The following is a 12,212-nucleotide window of genomic DNA, read 5'->3' as shown; positions in this document are numbered from 1 at the left end:
CTTCATTGCTTCTTTAATTGTTTCAGTTTCGAACCCAAGTTGATTGCGAGTCCTTGATACATCCTTGTAAATCGAATGTGAAGTTGCATTTATCTTGTTATTCAAAAATGTATCATGAGCTAAGCGAAGTAAACCTTCAGGAGAGTTTTTAATGCTTGATATTCCGTAAGCAGATAAAAGTTTACTCACATTTGAATCTATAATATTTTTCCAAGCACTTTTTGTAAGTTTGTTATCTTGAAGTTTGATGGTATCAAAATTTTTCCCAATAATTTTACCGAATTGACGAATTGTAAATGTATCAATTAAGTCATGAATGTAATCAGTTCTCTTTTGGAGTAGTTTGTCTTTTCTATAAGATAACCTCTCTAACCAGCATGAAGTAAAGTAAGGTTTATTGTTTTTATAGTCAAAGCAGTCAAGCATAGCCATAAAAATGTCAATAATTTTTATCTGCTTGTAAGTACCACCTACATGCCTGATTCGTAAAGAGTGGTTAGTAATAAATTCAAGAGGCAGCGCGTTGATGGTTAGTTTTCTGTTGAGATTAAAGTTTGAATCTGGGCTCACAAATATAAAGGTGTCGTTAGTAATTTTATGCGGTATAAATCCGTCATTTTGAAAATCCTTATCTTCTCCAAATAAATTCAAGTATCTGGCTGTCATTAAGGCATCCATATATGGCTTATAAATATCTGCTGTTAGAATTTCGGGGTGATTGATCACCAAAGGCTTCAAAGCTTCAACAAAAAAAGATGGAATCACATAATTAGGATCTTGAGACTGAGGCATCTGATTGATCAGAGGAAATTTTTTGGTGATGATTGGCATAATATGTTTAATAATCCCTGCATGGAGATGAGAAAGCGATATGCTCGATTCTTCATTAAATTTCTTAATTATAATTTCACTTAACTGATGCATAGAAATATCTCAATACTATTACTTAGGATAATAATAACACAAAGAGACATAGAATTCCATTTTTATTACATGTAATAAAAATAGAGTTCTGTTTTATTTTTATAGCATAAGTTGTTGATTTAAATAGCTATGGGCTTACTAAATTTATTTTGATCTAGGTTTTTAATTCTTGGAAGAGTTGTTGATGACATTATAGTTTTATGGAATGGCACCTAATCGAAATTTCAATTAGGTGCCATTTTGCTTAAGAAGCGAATGGATACTTAATAGCAGGGTGATAGTTATCGTAGCCGGTTACTTTAAAGCCATCAACATTTTGAAGTGCATCAATGTCGGCAACTGACTTAACATTAGGATCAAGAATTAGCTTGGTATTGTTTGTCAAAATTGGCTCACGACTCAGCTGCTCTTCCATCAGTTCAAATTGATTTTCATAGATGTGCGCGTTAGTCATGTGCAGTCGAGCTCTTTTAGGATTTTTGTTGGTAAGAAAAGCCATAAACTCGAGGGCAAAGTGTGTCTGTTGGAGGTTTGTCACAGTCCCGATCGCCCAATCTGCGGATCTCTGGTACGCTTCTAGGTACAAGTCATCACCCTGTAATGCAAAATTAAGCGTATGTAAACAAGGTCGAAGAGCTCCTAAATGGAACATGCCGGGATGCCAGTAAGTGATAATTTCACCTCTATCGTCCAGATTTTGCTTAATATTATTAACGATTTTATTTAGTAGGTCGATTTTACCACCACCAACTACTGGGAAGTTACGCGCTACAGCACCGTAAATTTGACCACAATCATTTTCACCCTTTCTGACAGGGTTCTCTAGCCAAGCTTTCGTTTCATTAGCATTTGCATACCAAGTTGGGGCACCTAGTTTTGCAAAGTCTTCAGCATTGGTTAACCCTTTCATATAACCTAAGAATTCAGCAATAGGGGAACGTGTAGGAGCCTTTCGTGTACTGATAGTAGGGTATGGGCCATTTTCGACATCAAGTACGACAGTACGGCCTATTAAAGATTTAGTTCGAATACCTGTTCGTTCATTAAGGCTAATATGGCCATTATCCATAATATCTCTGGCGATTTCCAAGTATTGTAATTCAGGGTGTAGTACTGTCATATAAACCTCTTAAGATTGGTTATCTAAAATTCGTAATAATATTTAACAATATCATTGATTGTTTCGAAACTCATGGCATTCTCGTCATGAATCTCAATGCCTAACTTATTTTCTACCTGAAGTAAAAAGCTTACATAGTCAATTTCTGTAGTAAATACATCGGTAATTAATGAGTCTAATGAAACAGATTCACTGTATTTACTTAAAGTGACAAGTAAAAATTTTTTGATACTTTCGTTTGAAATTTTTTTCATACAATGGTCTAAAGTCTTATTAACAGCAAATAGTTTAGAAATTGCTCTTTATTTGGGGTTATTTGTGAGCAATCAGGTTAACTTAAGGCACAAAGCTTAAGGGCTTGGGGTTAACCCGATACTATTTTAAAAAGAAATATTTTACATAAAATCACGCAAGACGTAAATATGTAAACTAACCTAGAGTGTAGACTAGAGTGGAACTGATAGGTTGTTACGACTTACCTTTAAATAGATAGCGAGCATCAATAATCGTGCATTTTCTTTCATTGAATGAGTTTTCGTCACCCTTAAGGTACGGAGTGATTTCGCCTAACGAGATTGAAAACCCCAAAACAGAGTTGAGTCCGATACCCATTTTAAATAAAGACTCACCGGCGGAATATTTCAGGCCAGAGCGAAGTAGTTTCTGCTCAATAGAACCTGTTGTTTGTGCATTGGCGGTCAAAATACGCAAGCTAGTGCTTTTCAAATCATTTAAATTAATTTCATTATTCATCTTAAATTTCTCAAACAAAAACCCTCGCTTTTAACGAGGGTGTAAATCTTATTAGGTCGTATTATACAGAAAAAAAGATAATAATCAATACTTGATATATTAAAAGGACTGTCCATTAAAGGTGTACTTACCTTGCATGACGTCGAGTGTGTGACGTTTAAGAATAGGGCATTTAATTTTAGGTAATATGTTCAATGGCTTGGTTCCTGAGTGAAACAAGAATGCAGCATAACTTTCTGGACTAAGTTCTTTAAAATCTAAGTCTAAAGTGAAAACATAAAGCAGAAAAAGTTTGTTATCCTCAATGTAAGCTGAGTATGAAACATACAAGAATATTTCTTTGTATAGTTCTGCCAAATGATGATTTAATTTCTCAGATTTTAAGTTGTTGAGTATTTTGTTAAATGAATCCTGATAATCGGCAGATTGTAAGCAAGCGCTGATTAGCATGCTGTATGGCTTTTTGTACTGAAGTTGTCTTTTGATCAAGGAGCTGATCATTGATTCGTCAGGCCCATTTAGTGCGCTGACTAACTTATTGCGAATTTTAAGATGTTTTTGTAGAAATTGCACCGGCTGACATTCTCCTAAGTCCCTAGGTTTAAGTTAACAGCTAAACAGAGAATGTCAAATCCCGGTACGGGCTTAAATGTCGTTAAGAAACGATTTAGACTTACGGAATGAGAATTCATCCTGAGAGTAATGAACAGTTTTCCTTAGACATATTATTGATAGAAATAAACACAATAATGTAAACGTAGTCATATTGTTTTGTATCCAAATAAACTGATAAGGAAGTTCTATAAAGCTTAGGAATGAATTAGCAGAAAATGCCGCGAACATAACGAAGAGCCCCGACGAGAAAAGCATTGAAATGGCTGATTTTACTTGAGCATGCTTCTCTAATTTTAAAAGTTCACCATCTAATGTACCTTTCATCATTCGAATATCTCTTTTGCTTGCCTCATATCCAATTATACGGCGTAAACGGCTAAGTGTGATGTCAGGGCTTTCTCTTTTGTATTTGTGTTCAAACTTTAGCATTCCAGAACGTATGGCTAGACTTTGAATGATAGTTAGAAAAATAAAGACTGCAAAAATCATAGAAACCTCAAAATTAAATTGGAAATCCAAGTCGAACAAAGAAGATGTTTCCGTTTTGGTCAAAAAAGCTTGGAATATACGTAAAATCAACATCAAGCGTATCAAAAAGGGTAACAGTACTCATCAGCATTGGTGTTAAGAGATGCCTGCGTGAAATGTCCGTTTCGTAGTATGAAATGTACTTCTCACCTGTTTGTTGGTCGGTATCAGTTCTATATCTAACGTCCATTGTGCTTCTATAGTGATATGTTGCTCCAACAACGACTGACGCTTCTGTTAAGGGCCACAAAGATTCCGTTTTGTATGGTAATCGAATGCCGGTAGAAAGCATTAATGAATCTTTATTGTTAGAATCCTTCATGTACCATGCTTCACCGCCCACTTCGAAGTTTGTAGAATCAAAGTAGTCGTTAAGCTTAGGGCTTTTCTCCCAGTACTGAATGCCAAGTCCTCTGTGATCTTCATTTGGTTTTGCAATGTTATATACAGTAAAGTCACTGTGTTTTGACCAGCCACCGAACTTGACGCGCCAATGGCTATCTGAAGCAAAAGAAGATGCACTTGATAAAATCATGGCTAAAGCTAAAAGTTTGTTCATAAATATACCTTAAGGTTAGTTATGAGCAGACTTTACAAAAATAGAAATCTTTATAAAAGAAAAATGGCGGTTTTATTTTCGAGCACTTTTCGTTCTCATATTGAATATAAAATATGCTAAGTAAAGACTTATCGAGAAGTAGATCACAGTTACTGCATGAAAGTATTTTTATTGGAATGAAAAAATATATAATGCATATGTGCTTCAGGGAACAACAATAAAAATCACCCTTAAGCCACTAATAATTAAAATAAAAATTCATAATAAGAGCGTAATAATAATAACTAAAAGGCGCCGAGAATGAGCCCATTGCATTTTTGTGATGGGCTATTTTTTTGTCAAATATGCAACTAAATCAAGTTCGTATACCTTCATATCTATTTTAGATCAAAGATTAACAAATGACACATGAGGCGTGATTTTAATTTGGTGCGAAAGGGTAAGTGCCGAGTAGAGAGCAAATGGATTCGAGTTTGTTGGGAAGCTATATACCAAATATATAGCTTCTTCCTTAGAAAGTATTACGAAGCGTTCTTCATTGCTCGGCGAGCTTCAATTTGGCCTTCTCGGTTCTTGATAGTCTGCCTTTTATCATGGTTGTTTTTGCCACGAGCAAGCCAGATTTCAGCTTTCACAAGATGTTTTTCCCAAAATAATTTCTTTAAAACGATTGTCATACCATCTTTATTGACTGCACCAATGAGGTTGTCAATTTCATTGCGATTAAGTAAAAGTTTAATTGTAGGATTAGGATCGGTACACTCAAACCCTTTGTGGTATTCTTCAGCTGTAAGATGAAGGCCATGAACAAAAAGTTCACCATTTTTGTGAGTGATGTACGCGCCGTCACTTGCTGAGATTTTATTTGAGCGAATGCTTTTAACCATCCACCCAGACAGTTTCAGACCGGCCTTATACTTCTTAATAGGACTGAAGTTGAAGCCTGTACTTTTGATGTCAATTATTGATTTACTCATTATATAAACGCCTTAAATGTTTTGATTTATTTTACTATAAAAAGATAGTCAGGTAAAGAGAAAATGCAATAAAAAAGGCCCTTCGAATTAAATCAAAGGGCCGAAATGGTGGAGGATCAAGGAGTCGAACCTTGGTGAAATTCACTTTTGTTTGTTCGGTACTACATGCTTAGTTTCATCTTTGTATTTCACTTAAATAATCCGATGAACAGGATACATCAAGCTAGACCAATCAAATTTTCGCAGGGATACATGATGGCCACATGTTGTCCGTGCTAGCCTCTGTATATGACGCTAAAGCAAATCCCAGAGGCGAGAAATGTATAGCGTTAGCAGCCTAGGCTGCTAAAAGTTGATCGTCGTTTGCGACTATTTAATTACGGCTTTTTTAAGAGGCCAGCCGCACCTCTGCATGCACCTAAAAACTACTTGTAAACCTGCAAATCCAGATATCCCCCGAATTCGTCTATTCGTTACAAGAATCAGGACACTGCCTGTGTTCTCAGAATGTAGAGCCATTATTACAGTTATAATTTAATATGTCAACTATTAAGATAAAGAAAATTAAAAAAGATAATTTCCAACTGATTTTGTTAAATATACTGACCTAATTTTTCAATTTTGATAGAATGTCAAAAAATTCTAAGGTTCCTTATAATGAAAAAAACTCTCTTAGCATCTCTATGTGTTTTGTCATTGCCGGTTTCTGCTAGTCTACCCGGTATGGATAACAGCATGTCTGTACAGGAAAGGAAAGAAGCTTTTTTTGAAGCGGTATATCAGGAAGCTTTAGGAGCATCAAAGCGTGTTGTTGATGACAAGAATTACTTAAATCAAGATCGAAACCTTAATTCGCTTTGTATTAAATATAAAGTTAAATGCAACTCAGAAACGACGGGTTTGGAATTAGCTAAGAAAGTTGACCTGATTAAACCTTCTCAAATTTTGGCTCAAGCGGCTATTGAATCAGGGTGGGGGACCTCTAGATTCGCATTAGAGGGCAATAATATATTTGGGGTATGGTGTTGGACTGAGGGGTGTGGGTTAAAGCCTAGCGGAGCTCCAGAAGAGTCTAAGTACTGGGTTAAGAGATACAGTAGTATTAAAGAGTCAATTAACGATTATATTCTAAACCTTAACACACATGATGCTTACCAGAAGTTTCGCGACATTCGCTTTAAGTCAGATGATGTTATTGAACAGTTAAACGGGCTGGAAAAATATTCTCAAGAAGAGGGTGAATATATTGCCAAGTTACAGGCCATTATTAAGTACAACAACCTGAAGCAATATGATGAACGATTTGAAATCGATATAAATAACTAACAAACAGTGCCTTTCTTAGGGCTAGAAATAGAGGTTTCTAGCCCTAAGATGATTTAGTCGCCCATATACTCTAGAAGCATTTTGTCTAAAGCTTTTCGAACTCTGTTTGGTAAGTTCGTCTGAAGCGATTTAAATTTAGCTGTCACTCGGTTTTTGGCTTGACGAAGGTTAAACCGACTATCTTGAAGTGTTTTCACTTTTTGTGCCAAACGCTGTTCTTTTTCAAGTTTCGCTTTTGCCTTAGAAAGCTCATCACGAACAACAGCTAAGCGAGCAACTAACTCTTTCTCTTCTTGAGCAAGGTCGCTATTGTTAATTTCATTGTTTATTTGGGTTTCAGTCGATTTAACGACCTTATTGCTCTCGTTATACTCTGATTCTACAGCTGCCAAGCTATCAAACTGTTCAGCCATTTTGCTCTTGATAGAATCAAAAGAAGTAGAGGTAAGCTCTTGAACATCTTGATGCTCACTTAGGAATAAGCCTTTGAATGCTTGGATAACTTGAAATTCATTTTGACCAACAATTTCCTTGTTGAATCGATTTAGTTGTTCTTTAAATTCTAAGTAAGTTAGCGTTCTGCCATAAATGATTTTTGCATTATCTTCAGACTTAATACTTTCTAATTCATTTTTGCGTTCACTACTTGCAAATTTATGGTCATAGGCGGTTAGAGATGTTTCAGGCTTATAAGAAGGCGTAACTGTCCATTCTTCCTGTAAGCGGTCAATATAGTCAAAAGCAAAACCAATAGAAGCTCTGGTATCATTAATACGAGAGAAAATCATTAAATGATCTGAAGAAATTTTCTCATTATTATGGCCAGCAATAAAGTGCTCCGAAAAATTATTTACGAGCAAAGTTTCGCGCATTTGTTTAATAGGTTGCTTTAAAAATTTTAACGGAGTAACAGACATGGCTTCCTGACCTTCTTTTTATTTAGTATGTACATTATACATCAGTTGTGGTTAATTGCAACATAAAAAGATAAAGGTTTGAGTAATAAAAGGCAGTCACAACTCAAACCGTCCAATATTCGTCGATCTGAAAAAGTTAGACTAATGTCTCGACTTTTTATTTGCTTAAAAACAGATAAAAAGGAAAAATAAAACAAAAAATGGAAAAATACAATGCAAAATACGAATACGAACCCCTCGAGTAGCTTAACTGTGTTTATTTATAAATCATCGGTTGTCTTAGGTGCGTTAATAGGTATAGTTGGCGGAACTTTAGGTGTGATCTCCTACTTAGATTCAAAGTACCCAAGCAAAAAGGAATTTAACGAGTTATCTATAAGCTATAAGAAAAATAGATTAAGCGATACTATAAGAGCTACGAAACTAAGATTATGGGATCTTCAGGATAGGGTAGGAGTAAACCCTGAAGATATAAGTGCAAAAGAAAATTTAAATGAACTAAAAGTAGATCTTGAACGATATAACGCTGAATATAATGCCTTATTTGATAAACAGTAATGGAAATATATTTATATTTTGATTAAGTTCTTGCCCTAGAATGTACAAAAATCAAGACAAAGCCGAACAAGGAATGCTGAACGGCTTGAGTCACTACTGCCTTTTTGATGTAAGTTAAAACTGGTATAGAGTTAAATGACAGTCAGAGAGTGTATGATGTCATCACTTTGAATAATGCCTCGCATCACTCCCTCGTCATCAATTACTACGACAATGTGGTTCTCGCCATGATCTAACTTATCTACAAGAACTTCTGCTGATGTTGAAATGCTTGTTGCAACGCATGGCTTCATAACTTCTGAAATTAGCGGTATTGCTAATTCTTCGCCACCATTCATTTTGTTAGTTATGTATTCGTAATTTATTTTAACGATATCAGCAAACATTAGAATGCCAATTGGGTAATGTTTATCATTGTGCATTTTCGTAACAACAAGTCGTTTATGGCACCGCGAGGTTAATTTTCGACTTAACTCAGTAATTGGTGTATTAATATCAACTGACTCAATCTCTTGGTTTTGCGGTATAATATCGCCAACTGTCTTGTTCTGTAAGCTAATAAGGCGCTCCATAAACTTATGTTGACTAGCGCGGATCAGTCCTTCTTTCTTTGCAATCGATAAAACACTTAAAAGTTCAGAGTCAGAAAGTTTTTCTACATCTTTGTTGCTTAGAACACCTCGCATTAAATAAAGAACCGGTGCTGAAATGACTGATACGAATGGCTTCAAAATCCAATAAGTGCAAATAATCATCATGCCACAGTTTTTAATGATTAGTTCAGGCTTTTTACTGGCAAACAGTTTTGCAGCTAATGTTGCAATCCAAAGTGTTAGCAGAGATGTTGCACAGGTAGCTGTAAGGTACAGCCAAGACTCACCACCAAGTTCTGATATAAGTAGTGCTGAAAGGATCATTGCGCCAACGTAATCTACTAAAAAGTTCGTGATCATAATTAACGAAGCTGCACTATCTTTTCGTTTTTCAAAAAATGCAAGGTATACACGTTCTTGAGAAAGAAGTTCAAGGTTACGTGAATTTATAGTTAAAATAGAAACTTCAAATAGCGACAATAGTGTCGAAACAGCAAGCAATAATGAATACAGTAGAATAACGTCTGTCACAGATTAAACCTCATAAGATAATTTAACACTATTGTATCAATAAAAAGATACTATGGCAATATATCCTTATCTTTTAATGTTAGAATATCTTCCTTAGTAAGAATAATGGCCCCAGTTCCTTGCAATAGAATGTAGAAATCTAATATCGAGTGGTTAATATTCTTATCTGTAAGAGTGTCAAAGAACTTGTTGTCTCTGTAAGGGTTATATGTAATTCGTGTACCAATATCTGATGGAATTGATAAAGGTTTCGTATAGGCGTCACATAAGATACCTCTTACAAATGCATGCACATGCTTGCGCTTCTCTTTTAAAACTCTTTGACGGCCGGATTCTAGCACTATGAGCTGAGGTGATGACAAGAGGATTGACTTAGAGTATCCAGACACTTTACCAGCTAGTTCTCCTGCTCTTTGTCTGATGGTAAACATACTTGGCTTATGCAGGTTTCTATATATATCGACACGGTCATTACGTTTAGTCACTCGAAATGTATTGTTTTTAGCGTTGATAAGACAGGAAAAAGAAGATTTTTCGTTTAAAAATAGAGATTGTTGTGCTCGCATAAAAAAGCCTTTTTTCTTAATTATGCGAGAGTAGGTATGTATGTGAAGTTTTATTTGTCCAAATTAAAAGATAACTCACACAATTAATCTTCACCGTGTTCCCGGATAATCTTTTCATAAATAATAAAAAAGTCATCTAAAAGACATGGAAAAATAAACCCTTCTTTACAGTTTAAAACAACATCTTTCGCTTCATTTGCGTAATTGATAATTCTGTTCTTGGGCCAGTCTATATTTAGAACAAGGATGTCATTAAGATTCTCTGTTTTATCACATACCTTGATATTAGCCGCTCCAAGCGAGTATTTCTGTGCTCGTTTAGCTCGTACTTTACGTCTAGCTTTTGCATTTTTAATGCTTTTAGATGGGTCTGTAAGTTCGAAAACGAGATCAGCCGTTTTTTCTCCAAAAATATCTCTAATTTCATCAAGATTATGCTTTGTTTTTTCAACGACATCATGAAGTAATGCAGCCTGAACAAAACAACTCATATCTCCCTCACTAACATTACTGTTTTGTAGGGCATGCAATAAGCGTTTAGCCACCTTAATCGGGTGATTTATGTAAGGTACAGTTTTATCGATAGATTTTCTGTATTGCTTATTATGCGCTTTAACAGTAAATGTGAGTGCTTCAAAAAATGAAACGGGAAGTTTGTAAGTCTCCATATGCATCTCAATATAGTTAAGCTTAGTTATTAATGTAACATAAAAAGATATATTTTTCGACATAATTTTAAATTTTCGATTTGTGGTATACTTACTTATAGTAAATAAAATAATAAAGGTAATATATGTCTTACATTAACAATCCATTTAACGCTTCTAATAATGTGATTCTTGCACATGGCGCAGTTGGTAATGAAAGTTTAATTAGTGAACTAAGAGCGGATTTGAGAAAAAGTGTTGATGAAGGTACAGGTAATGCATTTGTAGGAAATATTAAGTTACCAGCAACATTACCTAATCAATTTTTCCCTAATGAGACTATCGATATCGAAAAAACAGCGAAGTGTCTGTTCATTGATAAGGGTAATGACGGTAAGTTAGGATTAGTTTCTGATGGATTTAAAAGTCATGAATTAATGGTTATTGATTTAAATAAGTTAAATAAAGAGCCGTTAATTACACATAAAATGGATCTTGGCGATTTAGATGCAAAGCAAGCAATGATTGATTTTAGAAATGAGCTTAACTTCACTGGTAACGCAAATTTTGCAAAAGAGCTCTTTCTTCAGAAGGCGAGAGGCAAAGAAAATGATGTTAATGTCAAAAGAGGCATTGCAGCAATTAATGATCTCCAAATGAGTTATAACGAACTATCAGAACTGATTGATTTACCTTTGTTTGGTTCGGAAAGTATGAATTTAGTCATTGAACAATCAGGAATGACAAATAAAGAGCGTGAAAAAAGTAATGTGTCATCATTACAGTTAGGGACCACTGTAGGGATACTTGAACATAGCTTGGTTAATGCTCAGACTATGGTAGCCACAGTAAAAGAGCTTGCCCAAAAAGATCCTGAAGCGCTAAAAGACATTAAAGTAGAGGGTGACCTGTTTAGTTTTACGAATGCTGAAGTGGTAAAAGTAGCACCTCAAATTAGAGAGGTAAGTCACCTAATTAAGAATGGCTACATGATCGGTGCAAGCGAGCAAGATGGTGACCTGAACTTAACGATTTACAATAAGAACAAAGAACCTATGGTTGAAATCATGGCTGCTCTAAAAGTAAATAATGTTTACGGCGACTTGAAAGAAAGTGTATTAGATCCGTCTGTTGCTATTAAATTTAATATCGCAGGCAAAGAAAAAACTCAGATGCCACCAGCATTTGCAGAACTTGTTCGAGCGCTTGCCGGTTCGGATGATGCATTACCATTAAAAGTATTTTCAAGTGACTCTAAGGAGAATCAAACGTTACCTTTGATGAGTAAAGCTGGTGAATCGGTAAGAATGGGTAAACCTGCAATTGCTGTTATCAATGATAAGGGGCCGAGTTCGTCTTTAACAGAATGGATGCAAAGCTATTTGTCAGATGCTATGAGCGATATTCAAGAGTATGCAAAAGTTTCTTCAATATTTAATAGAAAATCAGAAGATTTGTGGTTAGAATCGCAATTAAGTATGTAATGTATTAATTGTAATAAGGTAGTTTTATGAATAATGATCTGCATAGTTTGAGAAACGTTTTTTTATTCATTGTGACCATTTTCGCTGGACTATTCGTTGTGGTTGTCGGTGGGC

General features: G+C 35.2%; 15 protein-coding genes and 1 other RNA gene. 3 read left to right on the top strand and 13 right to left on the bottom strand.

The window, feature by feature from the left end:
- From L1267_RS20485 to ssrA, 9 genes are all read right to left on the bottom strand, one after another.
- A partial coding sequence (locus L1267_RS20485) for a hypothetical protein (protein WP_235383961.1) occupies window positions 1-924 on the bottom strand: 924 nt, incomplete at its 3' end.
- Between the two features lie 244 nt (window positions 925-1,168).
- Window positions 1,169-2,044 carry a thymidylate synthase gene (gene thyA, locus L1267_RS20480; protein ID WP_235383960.1) on the bottom strand — a complete coding sequence of 292 codons (876 nt, stop codon included), beginning with the start codon at window positions 2,042-2,044 and terminating at the stop codon, window positions 1,169-1,171.
- Window positions 2,045-2,067: 23 nt separating this feature from the next.
- Window positions 2,068-2,298: an acyl carrier protein gene (locus tag L1267_RS20475; protein ID WP_235383959.1), complete on the bottom strand. Its 231-nt coding sequence runs from the start codon at window positions 2,296-2,298 to the stop codon at window positions 2,068-2,070.
- Between the two features lie 214 nt (window positions 2,299-2,512).
- Window positions 2,513-2,797: a hypothetical protein gene (locus L1267_RS20470; protein ID WP_235383958.1), complete on the bottom strand. Its 285-nt coding sequence runs from the start codon at window positions 2,795-2,797 to the stop codon at window positions 2,513-2,515.
- A gap of 99 nt (window positions 2,798-2,896) precedes the next feature.
- Window positions 2,897-3,370 carry a hypothetical protein gene (locus L1267_RS20465; RefSeq protein WP_235383957.1) on the bottom strand — a complete coding sequence of 158 codons (474 nt, stop codon included), beginning with the start codon at window positions 3,368-3,370 and terminating at the stop codon, window positions 2,897-2,899.
- 72 nt (window positions 3,371-3,442) lie between these two features.
- Window positions 3,443-3,739 carry a hypothetical protein gene (locus L1267_RS20460; protein WP_235383956.1) on the bottom strand — a complete coding sequence of 99 codons (297 nt, stop codon included), beginning with the start codon at window positions 3,737-3,739 and terminating at the stop codon, window positions 3,443-3,445.
- A 175-nt stretch (window positions 3,740-3,914) separates the two neighbouring features.
- Complete coding sequence (locus L1267_RS20455; RefSeq protein ID WP_235383955.1) at window positions 3,915-4,499, bottom strand: hypothetical protein; 585 nt, start codon at window positions 4,497-4,499, stop codon at window positions 3,915-3,917.
- Between the two features lie 521 nt (window positions 4,500-5,020).
- Window positions 5,021-5,476: an SsrA-binding protein SmpB gene (gene smpB, locus L1267_RS20450; protein ID WP_235383954.1), complete on the bottom strand. Its 456-nt coding sequence runs from the start codon at window positions 5,474-5,476 to the stop codon at window positions 5,021-5,023.
- Between the two features lie 106 nt (window positions 5,477-5,582).
- Window positions 5,583-5,934, bottom strand: a transfer-messenger RNA (tmRNA) gene (ssrA, locus tag L1267_RS20445).
- A 199-nt stretch (window positions 5,935-6,133) separates the two neighbouring features.
- Between ssrA and L1267_RS20440 the strand changes: the two genes are divergently transcribed.
- Complete coding sequence (locus L1267_RS20440; RefSeq protein ID WP_235383953.1) at window positions 6,134-6,802, top strand: glucosaminidase domain-containing protein; 669 nt, start codon at window positions 6,134-6,136, stop codon at window positions 6,800-6,802.
- Between the two features lie 53 nt (window positions 6,803-6,855).
- On the opposite strand, the gene L1267_RS20435 is transcribed toward L1267_RS20440, so the two are convergent.
- A complete protein-coding gene (locus L1267_RS20435; protein ID WP_235383952.1) occupies window positions 6,856-7,719 on the bottom strand; it encodes a hypothetical protein in 864 nt (287 codons plus the stop codon).
- A gap of 213 nt (window positions 7,720-7,932) precedes the next feature.
- On the opposite strand from L1267_RS20435, the gene L1267_RS20430 reads away from it, so the two are divergent.
- Window positions 7,933-8,277: a hypothetical protein gene (locus tag L1267_RS20430; protein ID WP_235383951.1), complete on the top strand. Its 345-nt coding sequence runs from the start codon at window positions 7,933-7,935 to the stop codon at window positions 8,275-8,277.
- Between the two features lie 131 nt (window positions 8,278-8,408).
- On the opposite strand, the gene L1267_RS20425 is transcribed toward L1267_RS20430, so the two are convergent.
- The 3 genes from L1267_RS20425 to L1267_RS20415 all read right to left on the bottom strand — a co-directional run bounded on the left by L1267_RS20425 (window position 8,409) and on the right by L1267_RS20415 (window position 10,635).
- Window positions 8,409-9,401 (bottom strand): CNNM domain-containing protein, encoded by a 993-nt coding sequence (locus L1267_RS20425; protein WP_235383950.1) that lies wholly within the window; start codon window positions 9,399-9,401, stop codon window positions 8,409-8,411.
- A 50-nt stretch (window positions 9,402-9,451) separates the two neighbouring features.
- Window positions 9,452-9,967: a hypothetical protein gene (locus L1267_RS20420; protein WP_235383949.1), complete on the bottom strand. Its 516-nt coding sequence runs from the start codon at window positions 9,965-9,967 to the stop codon at window positions 9,452-9,454.
- Window positions 9,968-10,050: 83 nt separating this feature from the next.
- On the bottom strand, window positions 10,051-10,635 hold the full coding sequence (locus tag L1267_RS20415) for an HD domain-containing protein (protein ID WP_235383948.1): 585 nt from the start codon (window positions 10,633-10,635) through the stop codon (window positions 10,051-10,053).
- 125 nt (window positions 10,636-10,760) lie between these two features.
- Here L1267_RS20415 and L1267_RS20410 point away from each other — a divergent pair, with 125 nt between their 5' ends.
- On the top strand, window positions 10,761-12,098 hold the full coding sequence (locus L1267_RS20410; protein WP_235383947.1) for a hypothetical protein: 1,338 nt from the start codon (window positions 10,761-10,763) through the stop codon (window positions 12,096-12,098).
- Window positions 12,099-12,212 lie beyond the last annotated feature (114 nt).

The organism is Pseudoalteromonas sp. OFAV1, assembly GCF_021532595.1.
GTDB lineage: Bacteria > Pseudomonadota > Gammaproteobacteria > Enterobacterales > Alteromonadaceae > Pseudoalteromonas > Pseudoalteromonas lipolytica_C.
This window is presented reverse-complemented; position numbering and strand designations above follow the sequence as displayed.